Annotated in this window: 12 protein-coding genes and 1 other RNA gene; 6 read left to right on the top strand and 7 right to left on the bottom strand. The window is 50.1% G+C overall.

From position 1 onward, the window contains the following. Nucleotides 1-18 precede the first annotated feature (18 nt). The 3 genes from FHR87_RS03585 to rssC all read left to right on the top strand — a co-directional run bounded on the left by FHR87_RS03585 (nt 19) and on the right by rssC (nt 2,898). Complete coding sequence (locus FHR87_RS03585) at nt 19-720, top strand: MlaA family lipoprotein (protein ID WP_183165347.1); 702 nt, start codon at nt 19-21, stop codon at nt 718-720. Between the two features lie 514 nt (nt 721-1,234). Then, nucleotides 1,235-2,419, top strand: a complete 1,185-nt coding sequence (gene rssB / locus FHR87_RS03580) for a two-component system response regulator RssB (RefSeq protein WP_183165346.1) — start codon at nt 1,235-1,237, stop codon at nt 2,417-2,419. Next, nucleotides 2,416-2,898 (top strand): anti-sigma factor antagonist RssC, encoded by a 483-nt coding sequence (gene rssC / locus FHR87_RS03575; RefSeq protein ID WP_183165345.1) that lies wholly within the window; start codon nt 2,416-2,418, stop codon nt 2,896-2,898. The genes rssB and rssC overlap by 4 nt, the downstream gene beginning before the upstream one ends. Here the strand turns inward: rssC and tal are convergent, their stop codons facing one another. The 4 genes from tal to FHR87_RS03555 form a co-directional block, all read right to left on the bottom strand. Continuing rightward, on the bottom strand, nt 2,899-3,825 hold the full coding sequence (gene tal / locus FHR87_RS03570; protein ID WP_183165344.1) for a transaldolase: 927 nt from the start codon (nt 3,823-3,825) through the stop codon (nt 2,899-2,901). Nucleotides 3,826-3,955: 130 nt separating this feature from the next. Continuing rightward, nucleotides 3,956-4,987 carry a tRNA dihydrouridine(20/20a) synthase DusA gene (gene dusA / locus FHR87_RS03565; RefSeq protein ID WP_183165343.1) on the bottom strand — a complete coding sequence of 344 codons (1,032 nt, stop codon included), beginning with the start codon at nt 4,985-4,987 and terminating at the stop codon, nt 3,956-3,958. A 177-nt stretch (nt 4,988-5,164) separates the two neighbouring features. Beyond that, nucleotides 5,165-6,013: a universal stress protein gene (locus FHR87_RS03560; protein WP_183165342.1), complete on the bottom strand. Its 849-nt coding sequence runs from the start codon at nt 6,011-6,013 to the stop codon at nt 5,165-5,167. 15 nt (nt 6,014-6,028) lie between these two features. Further along, nucleotides 6,029-7,519: a SulP family inorganic anion transporter gene (locus FHR87_RS03555; protein WP_183165432.1), complete on the bottom strand. Its 1,491-nt coding sequence runs from the start codon at nt 7,517-7,519 to the stop codon at nt 6,029-6,031. A gap of 522 nt (nt 7,520-8,041) precedes the next feature. Between FHR87_RS03555 and FHR87_RS03550 the strand changes: the two genes are divergently transcribed. After that, nucleotides 8,042-9,865 (top strand): hypothetical protein, encoded by a 1,824-nt coding sequence (locus tag FHR87_RS03550; protein ID WP_183165341.1) that lies wholly within the window; start codon nt 8,042-8,044, stop codon nt 9,863-9,865. Nucleotides 9,866-9,888: 23 nt separating this feature from the next. Here FHR87_RS03550 and FHR87_RS03545 read toward each other — a convergent pair whose 3' ends face one another. The 3 genes from FHR87_RS03545 to FHR87_RS03535 all read right to left on the bottom strand — a co-directional run bounded on the left by FHR87_RS03545 (nt 9,889) and on the right by FHR87_RS03535 (nt 13,406). Beyond that, complete coding sequence (locus FHR87_RS03545) at nt 9,889-10,293, bottom strand: 3-phosphoshikimate 1-carboxyvinyltransferase (protein ID WP_183165340.1); 405 nt, start codon at nt 10,291-10,293, stop codon at nt 9,889-9,891. 107 nt (nt 10,294-10,400) lie between these two features. Beyond that, entirely contained in the window at nt 10,401-11,498 is a 1,098-nt protein-coding gene (locus FHR87_RS03540; RefSeq protein WP_183165339.1) for an LOG family protein, read from the bottom strand. Nucleotides 11,499-11,858: 360 nt separating this feature from the next. Continuing rightward, complete coding sequence (locus tag FHR87_RS03535) at nt 11,859-13,406, bottom strand: AbgT family transporter (RefSeq protein ID WP_183165338.1); 1,548 nt, start codon at nt 13,404-13,406, stop codon at nt 11,859-11,861. A 314-nt stretch (nt 13,407-13,720) separates the two neighbouring features. Between FHR87_RS03535 and ihfB the strand changes: the two genes are divergently transcribed. After that, nucleotides 13,721-13,999 (top strand): integration host factor subunit beta, encoded by a 279-nt coding sequence (gene ihfB, locus FHR87_RS03530; protein ID WP_183165337.1) that lies wholly within the window; start codon nt 13,721-13,723, stop codon nt 13,997-13,999. A gap of 97 nt (nt 14,000-14,096) precedes the next feature. Next, nucleotides 14,097-14,193: signal recognition particle sRNA small type (ffs, locus tag FHR87_RS03525), an RNA gene on the top strand. Nucleotides 14,194-14,239: the final 46 nt, after the last annotated feature.

Below are 14,239 nucleotides of genomic sequence, written 5' to 3'. Positions count from 1 at the left end.
TTGTTACAGGAGTCTTTAATGCTCAAGCTAGGGATAAAATGGTTGGATGCTGTCAAGGCCATACCGCTCGCGGTAGCCATGATGGGATCGGGATCGCTGCTGGCAGCTGAAGGCGACGATCCATGGGAAGGCTTCAACCGTACAATGTTCAGGTTTAATGATGCCTTGGATCGCTGGGCACTCAAACCGGTTGCTGAAACCTACAAGGAATACACACCAGAGTTCATCCAGACGGGGGTTCACAACGCTTACCTCAACATGGGCGATGGCGTGAATCTGGTAAACAACTTACTGCAGGGAAAGGTCGAGGACGCAGGCTCCGATACCAGCAGGGTGTTGTTCAACAGTACTTTTGGTGTGTTGGGACTGGTTGATGTCGCGACGCCAATGGGGTTGCAACGACACGAAGAAGACTTTGGCCAGACACTGGCCGTATGGGGCCTCAACAGCGGGCCTTATCTTGTACTGCCTTTTTTTGGTCCAAGCACTGTGCGTGATGGTGTTGGCCAGATTCCCGACATATTCATGCAACCATACCCCTACATAGATAATACTGCTGTCAACGCCACGCTGTTTGTCGGTCAGGTGGTAGATACCCGTGCGAATCTGCTTTCCAAAGAAAAATTGATTACAGGCGATAGATACGTTTTCATTCGTAATGCCTATCTCCAGAATCGAGAGTTCCTCAGCAAAGACGGCCAGGTAGAAGACGATTTCTAAAGAAATGTGGAAACAGGGGAGGGGATAAGCTGCAAACGGTCGTTTGGCCTTCAGTGGATTGCGAGAATGTTCAATCCTAGACACTGCCTGCTATCGTCAAGCTGGATGATCCAAACTGCTTGCGCTGCGGCATCCAGCCCACTTAATTCCTGATGGGAGTAGGCAATCCGTATGTTTGCCTACTCGTCGGTTTGCAGGCCGCTGACGAAAAAATCAATACAGAGTGTCTGCATCTCTTGTCTATTGCGGGACGGCGGTTTTTCCCGTATTTCCACCTGTACCCGGATTGAAGCCACGTTTTTCGGTGTGGTTATGATCATTCAAGCTCTTTTCTTTTCCTTCCTCTTGTACTGGTTTATCTTCTCCCATAGGTTATGCAAGACGCTTCTGCGTGCCGGAAGCGTGCTTGAAACGTCTCACGTATGGGAGTACCGTCTGCGCCTTGTAACGAGTCGCCCGGCATTTTCCGGGACGATATCTGCCAATATCATGGCGCGTCTCGCCTGGTAGAAACATGTCCAAGCCACATGCCACGCTGTTGATCATAGACGACGATGATGTGGTCCGTGCCAGCCTTGCAGCTTATCTCGAAGATAGCGGTTTTCGAGTCCTGCAGGCTGGTAGTGGAGCTCGCGGCCTTGAATTGTATGAAAGCGAGCATCCCGATTTGATCATCTGCGATCTGCGTATGCCGCAGATGGATGGGTTGGAGTTGATCTGCCTGCTGAGTGAACGTCGTAGCGATATTCCAGTAATAGTTGTATCCGGTGCAGGCGTCATGACCGATGCCGTGGAGGCTTTGCGCTTGGGAGCGGCCGATTACTTGATCAAGCCGATTGAGGATCTGGCGGTTCTGGAGCATTCGGTACGCCGTGCTCTGGATCGCTGCCAGCTTCGTCTGGAAAACCGACGTTACCGCGAACAACTGGAAGCAGCCAATCGTGACTTGCAAGCCAGCCTGCATCTTCTTCAGGAAGATCAGGATGCCGGGCGGCAGATTCAGATGAACATGCTGCCGGAAACACCTTGGGTTACCGACGGCCTGCACTTCGCTCACCAGATCATCCCTTCTCTCTATTTATCTGGTGACTTTGTCGACTACTTTCGTATCGATGAGCGACGAATAGCTTTCTATCTTGCTGACGTTTCGGGGCATGGCGCTTCTTCTGCCTTCATCACGGTCTTGCTGAAATTCATGACGACTCGCTTGCTTTACGAGTCGCGGCGCAATGGCGTCCTTCCCGAATTCAAGCCTTCCGAAGTACTCGATCATATCAATCGGGGCCTGATCAATTGTAATCTGGGTAAGCACGTCACCATGCTGGGCGGAGTGATCGATCTGGAACAAAATTTGTTGCACTACAGTATCGGCGGACATCTGCCGATGCCTGTACTGTATGCCGATGGTGTCGCACATTATCTTGAAGGCCGTGGTTTGCCGGTTGGCTTGTTCAAGGAGGCCACCTATAGCGATCACCAACTGAACATGCCAGACTCCTTTAGCCTTACTTTGTTGTCCGATGGCATTTTGGATCTTTTACCTGGAGATACACTCAAAGATAAAGAGTCTGCGTTGCCTGGCCTGGTTGTCGGAGCAAACGGTACGCTTGATGGGTTGCGTCAGGTATTGGGTCTGGATGGTTTGAAGGATATGCCTGATGATATTGCCTTGCTGGTGTTGAGCAGGAACCTTGCATGAGTACTGGTAAAATCCAGTTTGCCGAGTGGAACGGTACTTTCGTACTGAAATTTATCGGCGAGATACGCCTGACTCTCTGTTCAGCACTGGATGCGACAATCGAAAAAATCTTTTCTGCCTTGAACTTCTCTTCCATCGTTATCGATTTAACCGAAACGCGTAGTATTGATAGCACGACCTTGGGGTTGCTGGCCAAGTTGTCGATTCTTTCCCGGCAGAAAGTCGGACTGCTACCTACGCTGGTAACTACACATCCTGACGTTACTCGTTTGCTCAATTCCATGGGATTCGATCAAGTGTTCAATATCGTTGATCAACCGCTTCCGCGGCCGGAAGCCCTGAGCGATCTGCCTACTCAGGATCAATCCGAAGAAGTGGTAAAGGCTAAGGTAATAGAAGCCCATCAGATATTGATGAGCCTCAACGAATCCAATCGTGAAGCTTTTCGTGATCTCGTCAGTGCACTGGAGCGTACCTGATCAGATACACCCTTTGAGCAGTATTTCGAGTTTTTCCTGATCATGGGCAAATTGGCGAATACCCTCAGCCAGTTTTTCGGTTGCCATGGCGTCCTCGTTCATCCTCCAGCGAAAAGTGCTTTCGTTCAGAGATACTCTTGGCTCACTCGGTTCGCCAGGAGATAAATTGCGTTGTAGTGCACCCTGTTCCGTATTCAGTTGGCTTAATAATTCCGGACTGATAGTCAAGCGATCACATCCGGCCAGGGCCTCGATCTGACCAAGATTGCGGAAGCTGGCACCCATTACGACCGTTCGGTAATCATGCGCCTTGTAATAATGATAGATACGAGCTACAGATTTGACTCCTGGATCTTCGGCTCCAGCATAATCTCGACCTTCGCTTTTCTTGTACCAGTCATAGATTCGGCCAACGAACGGGGAGATCAAATAGGCTCCGGCATCTGCGCAGGCAATTGCCTGAGAAAAGGAAAACAATAGCGTGAGATTGGTTTGAATCCCGGACTTTTCTAACTGTTCGGCAGCACGAATACCTTCCCAGGTCGAAGCGATCTTGATCAGAACCCGGTCGCGGCCAATTCCTGCCTGTTCATAGAAGCCGATCAATCGCTCGGCGCGCTGACGTGTTGCATTGGTATCGAAAGACAGGCGTGCGTCGACTTCGGTGGAAATTCGTCCAGGAATCAGCTTGAGAATTTCCTGTCCTACTGACACCGCAAAAAGATCGCAAGCCAGGTCGATATCGCCTTGCGCACGGCTCATGGCTTCCTTGAGGTAACTGGTATAACGGGGTAGGGTGGCGGCCTTGAGCAGCAAGGATGGATTGGTTGTGGCATCTACTGGTTTCAGGCGACCAATGGCATCCAGGTCACCGGTATCGGCAACGACAATGGTGTATTGCTTGAGTTGATCCAGCTTGGAAGTCATGGGAGTGCTGTGCCTTCTTTTAAGTGATCATAGCCTTGGCCGAGCACGGTTTACCTTTCAATAGGGTGGCCCGGTTGACCGAATTTCGATTGCGCAATGTTCTGGCTGTTCCTTTGTTGGCAAACCGATTTTAATGTCCTTCCAGTAATCCGATTGCCTGGTCGAATAAGGCTAGTGGCTCCTGTGTTTTGTATACATCTACGGAAAGCAATTGGCGAAAACGTCTGGCCCCAGGGAAGCCTTGGGCCAATCCTAATATATGCCGGGTTATATGGTGCAGGGCGCCACCCTCGGCAAGGTGCTTGGCAATGTAAGGACGCATTGCTTGCAAGGCACTGGCCCGACTGACGACTGGCTTTTCGGATCCGAAAAGTTGCTGGTCAACCTGCGCCAGCAGGTAAGAATTTTGATAGGCCTCGCGCCCAACCATTACCCCGTCGAATGTTTCCAGATGAATCAGGCACTCTTCCAGAGTTTTTATGCCGCCGTTCAGAATAATTTCCAGGCCAGGAAAATCCTGCTTCAAGCGAGCAGCCATGTCATATTGAAGTGGTGGAATTTCGCGGTTTTTCTTGGGCGATAAGCCTTCGAGAATTGCGATCCGGGCATGAACCGTGAAGCTGCGGCAGCCAGCTTCACTTATTTGTCCAACGAAATCACAAAGTTCGGCATAACTTTCCCGGCCATCGATACCGATGCGGTGTTTCACTGTTATCTCAATGGTCGCTGCATCGCGCATAGCTTTTATGCAATCGACCACCACAGCCGGATGCCTCATCAAGCATGCGCCGATCATGTTGTTTTGCACTCGGTCGCTGGGACAGCCAACATTGAGATTCACTTCATCATAACCGGCGATTTCAGCTAACCGTACACAGGCCGCCAGCTCTGCTGGCACGCTGCCGCCCAGCTGTAGTGCCAAAGGATGCTCGATTTCGTCATGACGCAGAAAGCGAGCGGTATCACCATGCAATAGTGCGCCAGTAGTGATCATCTCCGTATACAGCAGGGTTTGTCTGGATAATTGACGCAAGAAAAAACGACAGTGACGGTCAGTCCAATCCAACATCGGGGCCACGGAGAACCGGCGGCACACCGCAGGCCGCGTGGGGCGATTTATAGCTATCGTGTTTTCAGCGTACTTTGGGGTGTTTTCAGGCATTTTTTAAGGCTCACTGGCCAATACACCAGCTTTTGATTCTACGAATATTGGTATGGTGATTACATATGGCTCAAGAAGAAACGAAATATTACGCGGCTGTTTTTTTATATGTTTGCCAGAATGTATGGGGGATTACAGCCAGTCTTTCCAAGAGAAAATCGCCAATTGTCTTTGACATCAGCGCAAGAGTAATAATGGCGTTTCGAAGTGCTGGAGCATATTGGTAGTGATGCTGCCGACTAAAAAGTGCCGGATCCATGAGCGCCCATAAGCACCCATCACAACCAGATCCAATCGATTTTCGGTTTGATAGGCAAGTAGTGTCTGCTCGACTTCTCCGGGACATATGACGGCCTTTGCTTCGAGCCCCCTTTCCAACAAGAGTGCGCAAGCCCATTCCAGCCGTTTTTTGAGTTCTGTCGAGGCATTGCCTACCAAGACCAGATGAACCGGCAACCCCCGAAGCAGGTCAGGTAACGCCGGTTTTCCGAGATTCCTACACAGGGTTTCGCTACCGTCGAAAGCTATCATTGCTTGTCGCGGTGCTTTAAATAGGGGAGGCGTGATCAGGAGCGGACGACTTGAGGCTCTGATGATGGGTTCGAGCTGGCTTCCTATAGGTTGACCCATGGCTTCGGAGTCTTCGCCTTGTTTACCGAGAACCAGCATAAGGCTTTGTTCTTGCAGCTCATTGATCGTTTGGAGCAGGTTGCCGTGGCGTTGGCGATTCTCGACAGATACAGCTCCGCAGGCCTGCGCTCGTTGCCGTGCCGTTTCCAGGATCTGGCAACCTTGTTCCAGCGCAAGCCGGTTGTGCTTCTCGTCCAGAGCCACCAGTTGAGCTAGCAGATGCTCTCGGCTACCGATCCCAATGCTGCCGCTCAAGTTACCGTCAAGGTGCTGCTTGCGTTCCAGTATATGCAGCAGGAGCAGCGGTGCGTTCAATCGCTGGCTAGCCCATGCGGCTCCATCGCAAATGCCTCTGGATGCTTGTGATCCGTCGATACAGGCCAGAACTCGGGACATTTCACTTCTCCTTGTTCAGCGACCCGTAATTTCATCGGTAGCATCCAGCCTGATGTGCGCGCCATGTTTGTGGACAATTGTTGCAGTGAGTTCGTTCATTCCCTGTATCTCAACTGTTGCTCCTTCACGACGAAACTTGATAATCGTTTTGTCCAGGGCGGCTACTGCACTGATATCCCAGAAGTGAGCCTTGCTTAAGTTGATATTTACCTTGGCAAGGGCCTCATTGAAATCGAAGGCATTGACGAATTTTTCCGATGAACCGAAAAAGACCTGGCCGACCACTCGATAGGTACGTTCATTCTCAGTTACATTCGGCTCCGAATGGATATGCAGGTAATGACTAACCTTGTTGGCAAAAAATATTGCTGCCAGAAGTACTCCAGTAAGCACGCCGTACGCGAGATTGTGCGTAACGAGGACGGTGATGACTGTGGCCAGCATTACGACATTGCTTGAGCATGGATAGCGCCTGAAATTGCGTAGCGAATCCCAGCCGAAGGTACCAATGGAAACCATGATCATCACGGAGACCAAGGCAGCCATCGGGATCTGCCTGACCCAATCACTGAAAAAGATCACCAGCACCAGTAGCATTATTCCCGCTGTCAGGGTGGAAAGACGGGTTCTGCCACCGGATTTCACATTGACTATCGATTGGCCGATCATGCCGCATCCGGCCATGCCGCCGAACAGGCTGGAAACGATATTGGCCAGCCCTTGCCCCTTGCATTCCCGATTCCTGTTGCTGGCTATATCCGTTAGTTCTTCGACAACCGCTGCACTCATCAACGACTCGAGCAGGCCGACTGCGGCAAGAGCGCAGGAGTAGGGCAGGATTATCTTCAGCGTTTCCAATGTCAGTGGGACATCGGGCCAAATAAATATGGGCGGAGCATTCGGTAGTTTGCCCATATCTCCAACCGTACGGATCTCCCCGAGATGCAGCGTCATGGATGCTGCTGTCAGGAGGAAAATACATATCAATGGCGAAGGAATGACCTTGCCAATTACCGGGATATGGGGAAATAGATAGATAATGCCAAGACCGGCAACGGTCATGGCATGCACATGCCAGGTTACACCAGTCAATTCCGGCAATTGCGCCATAAAGATCAGAATGGCCAAGGCATTGGCAAAACCGGTCACTACCGAGCGCGAGATGAAGCGCATCAGCGATCCCAGATGTAGAAAGCCTCCGATAATCTGCAATACACCGCAGAGGAGGCTGGCTGCAAGCAGGTATTGCAGTCCGTAATCTTTGACCAGAGGAGACATCAGGATTGCCATGGCTGCGGTAGCAGCTGAAATCATGGCTGGGCGACCTCCGGCGAAAGCGATCGTTACGGCGATACAGAAAGATGCATACAAGCCTACCTTAGGATCGACTCCAGCCATGATCGAAAAGGTAATCGCTTCCGGGATCAGCGCCAGCGCAACGACCAGGCCGGAAAGCAGGTCTGCGGGCAGATTGGAGAACCATTGTTGTTTTATTGTTTCGAGCACGGAAAATCCCAAGGCCAAATGATCTTCGATCAGTGAAGATGCCATGAAATCTGGAAATCGGATTTCGTTGATTGGGGCAGCAATACCAAGCCATATCAGCGCTTACAGACACAACAAACGGCAGCAGCTAGATAGATTGCTGCGGTGGCGAATACTCAGCAGGTAGTTGCAGCAGGAAGCGTAGACAGATAGAAACGGACGGCTTAACAACACAACTTTTCATGACGTGCCATGATGGTAATCGCAGGCAATAAGTGCTTCTAGCATCGAATCGTATAAATACCATTCTTGAAATCGTAAGAGTTTATTTCCCGCTACCTCTTCGAAGAAGAGTACACCTGACTATTCAGTCAATAATTTTATACGATATTCAGCTGAATATGTCAGCCTGAAACAGTATTTCAAATGTTTCGGCGATGTTTCGGTGAATTCCGCAATCAGCAAAAGAATCGGCCACTTACTTAAGCTCGTCTTAAGCTGCAGTGAAAAAAATGCCTACATCCTTTGTAAAGAGAATTTGCAATGACTCAGGGCAATCGAAGTACTCGAGTGTGGTGGCCGTTGTCATTGGAGCAATGGTTGCTGTCCGGTGCCTTGTTTTATGCACTTGCCACGATCATCGTACAGCTTGTTGGCAACACTCCAGTATGGCAAGAAACTTCTCCAGTCGAAATATCCAGTGATCTGGTTGCATCGTTAGGGCTGGCCTTTGCAGGATTTCAGGCTGTTGCCGGATGGAGCTATCAACAACTGCGCACGCGTTGGTTGTTGGGCTGTCTGGGCATGCTGATGATCTGGTCTTGCGAGACTGCAGTGGACAAGCTTGGCTATGTCGATTATCGCCTCATTATTTCTATCTGGATCGCGGCTACGATTCCCATTTTCGTGTGTATCCGTTTTTACTCGACCGAGCGAACTGCCTTCGGTGTCTTGTGGGTTGGTGTGGTTGCTCAATTGGCTTCGCATGTTGCCTGGATCATCCAGGACGGGTTCTTGGATGGCCCTGTAGATGTTCATCCTCTGCTGGAAATGTTGATCGACACAGGGCAGTTGCTTGCACTGCTCGGCTATATCGTTGCTTTCGTGCTAACACGCTTGTCCAGGCTTGATGTCAATGCACTTCACAAAGACAGATTGCAGCGTTGGCTAAGTGCCAAGGGTAAACATAACAAGAGGCGGGGCAGATTAGCCCGGCCTCGGATCTGTTTTCCCTATAACGCGCAAACTCACCAGATTTTTCATTCATTGCCTATCGCCATATCTTTGGCGAAGCGTTATCCGGAAATGGATGTACATATTGCCGGCCCGCGTCGCAATATCCTGTTTGTGCAGAATCTGCTTCGAAAAAATAGAGCGGAGCCCGTGTCCGTTCGTTTCGATACGCTTTATGTTCCATGGATGGTTCGCCGTCGCAACAAAGATGGAGCCGTTGGCAGCAAGCGAAAAATTCTTCGGGCGAATCAACTATATTTTTCTGGATTCGATGTGATTGTCATTCCGGAACGAACTTCAATCTACTTGCGTAAAATTTGCCCGAATGGATTGAAATTGATCGGAACAGAGCATGGTGCGGGTGATCGGGCAGTGGGATTTGCTGCGGAAACAGCTCTGTATGACTTTCTTCTGCTGCCGGGGGAAAAGCAGGCTCGGCGTTTGCTGGAGCTAGGCCATATAAGGCCTGGGAATTTTATTTCTGGTATTTATGCTAAATTTGATTTGGCTTACGATGCCGAGAAAGTGCGATTTTTTGGCAATGATCGCCCAACCATTCTCTACAACCCGCATTTTGCGGAAGATCTTTCTTCCTGGCATCTCATTGGTCGCCAGGTGCTTGACCATTTTGCCAGAAGCACCGCTTATAACCTAATTTTTGCACCGCATATACGTTTGTTCGATGCTCCAACTTCTGCAAAATATCAGGCCTTCGAGGAATACCGGCACTATCCACATCTACGTATCGATCTGGGTAGTGAGCATTGTGTGGATATGACTTACACCAGAAGCGCGGATATCTATCTTGGGGATGTCAGCAGCCAGGTAGTCGAGTTCATCGTCCGGCCCCGACCTTGTGTGTTCCTCGATCCGCGTAATATTTGCTGGCAGCAGGATCCACATTACCGCTTCTGGCATCTTGGGCCGGTAGTATCCAGCGTAAATGACATTGATTCTGCGATTCGTGAAGCGATCCATTTGCAGCAAGAGTTCGAGCACCGCCAGCGTACCTATCTTTTCGATACGTTAGGGCAGGTCGAGCCAGGTCAAAGCGGGCTGCGTGGTGCAGAAGCGATAGCCGGTTTTCTGCGCAGAACAGCTATCGATAGTATGAGTCGTTCTGATTCAGTTTGAGCTTCTTGCGGGGTAGGACTGCTTTAATGCCATAGCGTTTTGAACCAATCCCATATGCCTAAAGAGAAATTGGGGAACAGGTTGATGCCAAGTGCGGACTTGATGAGGTAAAGAGTCAGTAATCCGATCAGCACTGAAAACATCAGGAAAAGCGAGATCATCCCGGCCTTGGCCAGTAGCGAAAGTTCTTCCTGGAGCCTGGATGGGGCACGCCTGTTGCGCCCAATCAACAGAACGAAGTAATAGCGCCATTGCCACAGGTTAACCGTCCCTCTGAGGTCTATGCGATGCTTGCCCCATTTGCGTGCGCCGAAGGCAATTTTCAATGCCAGTAGTTGTTCATCGGTAAAAGAATCTTTGATATCTGATGGCAGCCGCTCTTTCAGCCCCTGAACGAAAGAGTCCTGCTCGATACTGCTTTCCGACATGTTGTGAAGATCCTTTTTTTGAGCATTAATACTGGTCAATACTTGGCTTGGAGGTAAGGATGAAGAATGGATAGTTGTGCTGATTTCATTCGTTGAAGAACATAAGCTTATCGGGCCATTTGTATGCCCGATTTTGCTTGCCAGTTATCCGAGTCGTTAATGAAGTCCGTCAGCTCGCGCAAACGTCCATGATCGCGCCCGTTGAATATGAATGTCAGGCGCGGTAAACGCTGTAGTTCCGGTTCATCCTGTTCCAGTTCGCAGAATGGTTGCTGATCGAAACCGCCACTCAGGCACAGGTCGGCAAAGTATTCGTTCAGGTATGCTAATGCCTTGTGTGAAAGGTGGTGATTCAAGCGCATGACGAACCGGTCTTTCAGCCAGCGGCTGGAGTGGAAGTTACGATAGAAATGATCGATTTCCTTAACGGCATCTTCAGCATTATCCACCAAGCGTATCAGGCTCATGTCGCTGGGTAGTACGTAGCGATTCTCTACTAACTGTCTATTGATAAACTGCAAGGCATCTTTCCAGTAACTGCCGTCAGGTTCATCCAGTAGCACAATGGGTACGAGTGGGCTCTTGCCAGTCTGGATCAATGTCAGTACCTCCAACGCTTCATCCAGCGTACCGAAACCACCAGGGCAAAGAATTAGAGCATCGGCTTCTTTGACGAAGAATAACTTGCGCACGAAGAAGAAATGGAACGAAAGCAGATTGTCCGTACCTTCTACCGTTGCATTGGCATGTTGTTCGAAGGGCAAGGTAATGTTGAGGCCGAGGCTGTGTTCCAGACCTGCTCCTTCGTGAGCGGCAGCCATTATGCCTCCGCCTGCTCCAGTGATGACCATCAAATCGTAGCGGGCCAGGGTTTCACCCAGTTTGCGAGCCATGGCGTAGATAGGATGCTCGACGGGCGTGCGTGCCGAGCCGAATACAGTGACTTTGCGTCGACGCTTGAATTGATCGAGCATTCGGAACGCATGCTCCATTTCGCGCATGGTCTGCAAAAGAATCTTGGCATCCCAGCGGCTACGATCAGCTTGTGCCAGGCGGACGACGGTCAGCAGCATTTCCCGATAAAGCGGCAGGTTTTCACTGGTTTCAGGCGTAATTAGTGCGGTAATTTCATCGATTTTAGTGGCCAAGTCCGATCCGTTGGTACGAAAGTGGCGAGATAGATAATCGTCCGAATCGAAAGGCATACAACTTCCTCTTAAATACGAGAGCCAGCACCTGTAAATCAACGTTGCTGAAAACGGGTTTATCTAGAGATAGCAAAACAAGCTTTGCTGGCATCTGGCTATGTTTCGCAACCTTTTGATTACGTATGAAAAATTCCCATGGTAGAGCATATACATTGTCAGCAGTGCTATATCCAGGACAGCCCCAAAAACAATTCTGGCAAAAGTCTCCTCAATGCAGTGCGCTGCCAAGTGTTGTTATCGGGGAGTAAGCACTCGCAGGTTCCAGCCTTCTGGCTTGAGCATTCAGGTATTGGTGAGTGCCAGAGATCCAAGGGAATCTATGCAAGTTTTTTGAGTGTTAAAAGACGGTATGAACGCTTAACCCTCATACCTGTAGCTAGCCCCAAGTCCCAGTGGCAGGTCCAATGCCCAGTAGCCTAGCAGGAGCGCTGTCCAGGCCAGCAGGAAAATCAGGGAATAGGGCAGCATCATTGCCATGACAGTACCAATACCGCTGGATCTGACATAACGCTGGCAGAACACCACGATTAATGGAAAGTAGGGCATCAGCGGTGTGATGATATTGGTCGACGAATCACCGATACGATACGCGGCCTGAGTAAGATCTGGAGAAATGCCAACTTGCATCAGCATCGGCACGAAAATTGGGGCCAATAGCGCCCACTTGGCTGATGCGGAGCCCATGAACAGATCGCTCAAGGCAGTCATCAGTATGACGCCGATGATCGTAACGGCTTCGGGAACCTGCATTGCCTGTAAATAGGTTGCTCCTTCTAACGCAAGCAGCGCCCCCAGATTGGATTGGGTAAAGGCATAGATGAATTGTGCTGCAAAGAAAGCCATGACGATGTAGTAACTCATCCCCTGCATTGTCAGGCTCATACTGCCGATTACATCTCGACTGGATTTGAAAGTACCCGCTACAAAGCCATATACCAGGCCGGGTACTAGAAACAGTATGAATATCAGCGAGACAATCGACTGCATCAGCGGTGCGTTGCCGGCTGAAAGTCGGCCATCGGATGCACGCCAGGGAGAGCCGGCAGGCATGGCACTGAGTAGAAGCAGAAGCATCCCGATACCTAGGGATAGCAATGCCAGCCGTAGCGCTCGTCGTTCTTGCATCGTCAACTGTTCCAGCCTGGGTGTCTTGGCCAAGTCGCCATCGATTTCCAATCTGAACAAGCGAGGCTCGATCACCCGATCGGTGAGCCACCATCCGAGTAAAATGATCAGCAGAGCAGAAACGGTCGTAAAGAAAAAATTATTGAGCGGATTTAAGATCACATTCGGATCAATAATCTGTGCGGCCGCCTGGCTCAGGCCCTGCAGCATTGGATCCAGGCTGGATGGAATAAATGTAGCTGAAAAACCACCCGATACACCGGCGAATGCTGCGCTGATGCCAGCCAGTGGATGGCGACCGGCAGCCTGGAAAACTACTGCTCCCAATGGCACGACCAGTACATAGCCAGCATCTACTGCCACATGACTGAGTATGGCAACGACAATCAGGATGGGGGTCAGTAATTTTGGAGATGTTACCGAGAGCAATCTGCGCAGGCTGGCATGGATGAATCCGGCCCTTTCCGCAACGCCCAGCCCCAGCATTGCCACAAGTACAACTCCTAGCGGATGAAAACCGACAAAATTCGGAACTATGTCTACCATGAATTTGGTCAGCGCTGCACCATCCAGTAGGTTATGAATGACCAATGGGGTCTTTGTCCGTGGGTCCAGTACATCCCAGGCATTTCCCGATAGCCAGGCGGATATGGCCAGCACGAAGATAGTCAGGACAAGAAACAGAATCGCTGGGTCAGGCAGGCGATTGCCAATCCGTTCAATTGCATCCAGGGTACGCAACAAACGACTAGGGCGCGTAATCAACGTGGGAGTATTCATAAAGTACGAGCCTATCGTTTCGATTTGTCCGTTTTTACTAAGTTGGCGCACCTTGCCTTGGGCCCAGGAGACGTTATCGGCTTATTTTTTACCGCATTACCATCTAAAAAAATAGAGCTAAATTAATCGCTGGTTATAGCTAAATGGTATTTGCTTGCCTGGCTTCGATTGAAAAAACCGGATATCTCAATTTTGAAGTAAGTACAGATAACGGAAAATTTTCAATATCTTTTAAGACTGTTCAAATGCCACTCGACATGCTAAAAACGAGACCTGTTCAAGTCATCTAGCCGCTTGAAAAAAAAGGAAAATTCATGACAAAGTCAGAGTTGATCGAGCGCATAGTAGGCCATCAAGGGCAGTTGTCCGCCAAAGATGTCGAATTGGCGATCAAAACCATGCTGGAGCAGATGACCCAAGCACTGGCAACAGGTGAGCGTATTGAAATTCGAGGATTTGGCAGTTTCTCGCTGCATTACCGGGCACCCCGGGTTGGTCGCAATCCTAAAACCGGTCAATCTGTCAGTCTGGATGGCAAATACGTGCCGCACTTCAAGCCCGGTAAAGAGCTACGTGACAGAGTCAATGATTGATTTTGTCGTTTGACATCTCGTTGCGGTTGTAACTTGCAAGCAAGCCAGTACAATGGAACGACCTGCTCTATAGACAGGTTTGTTGTTATGGTGATCCTACCGGTCCCCTCGCAATGATTAACCGTGAACCCGGTCAGGTCCGGAAGGAAGCAGCCGCAGCGGTGACGTCGTGTGCCGGGGTGTGGCTGGTAGGGTTACCTCCAGCTCATCTATCCTCACCTATTGTTTATCAAGCTTTCC

The organism is Azomonas macrocytogenes, from assembly GCF_014191985.1.
In the GTDB taxonomy this organism is placed as follows: Bacteria; Pseudomonadota; Gammaproteobacteria; order Pseudomonadales; family Pseudomonadaceae; genus Azomonas; species Azomonas macrocytogenes.
The sequence above is the reverse complement of the archived record's forward strand: the minus strand, read 5'-3'. Positions and strand labels throughout refer to the sequence as shown.

Bases quoted from the DNA above. Each gene is read 5' to 3' on its own strand.
- ihfB (WP_183165337.1), top strand. From the start codon at position 13,721: ATGACAAAGTCAGAGTTGATCGAGCGCATAGTAGGCCATCAAGGGCAG.
- rssC (WP_183165345.1), top strand. From the start codon at position 2,416: ATGAGTACTGGTAAAATCCAGTTTGCCGAGTGGAACGGTACTTTCGTA.
- FHR87_RS03585 (WP_183165347.1), top strand. From the start codon at position 19: ATGCTCAAGCTAGGGATAAAATGGTTGGATGCTGTCAAGGCCATACCG.
- dusA (WP_183165343.1), bottom strand. From the start codon at position 4,987: ATGCCTGAAAACACCCCAAAGTACGCTGAAAACACGATAGCTATAAAT.
- FHR87_RS03550 (WP_183165341.1), top strand. From the start codon at position 8,042: ATGACTCAGGGCAATCGAAGTACTCGAGTGTGGTGGCCGTTGTCATTG.
- FHR87_RS03560 (WP_183165342.1), bottom strand. From the start codon at position 6,013: ATGTCCCGAGTTCTGGCCTGTATCGACGGATCACAAGCATCCAGAGGC.
- FHR87_RS03540 (WP_183165339.1), bottom strand. From the start codon at position 11,498: ATGCCTTTCGATTCGGACGATTATCTATCTCGCCACTTTCGTACCAAC.
- FHR87_RS03545 (WP_183165340.1), bottom strand. From the start codon at position 10,293: ATGTCGGAAAGCAGTATCGAGCAGGACTCTTTCGTTCAGGGGCTGAAA.
- rssB (WP_183165346.1), top strand. From the start codon at position 1,235: ATGTCCAAGCCACATGCCACGCTGTTGATCATAGACGACGATGATGTG.
- tal (WP_183165344.1), bottom strand. From the start codon at position 3,825: ATGACTTCCAAGCTGGATCAACTCAAGCAATACACCATTGTCGTTGCC.
- FHR87_RS03535 (WP_183165338.1), bottom strand. From the start codon at position 13,406: ATGAATACTCCCACGTTGATTACGCGCCCTAGTCGTTTGTTGCGTACC.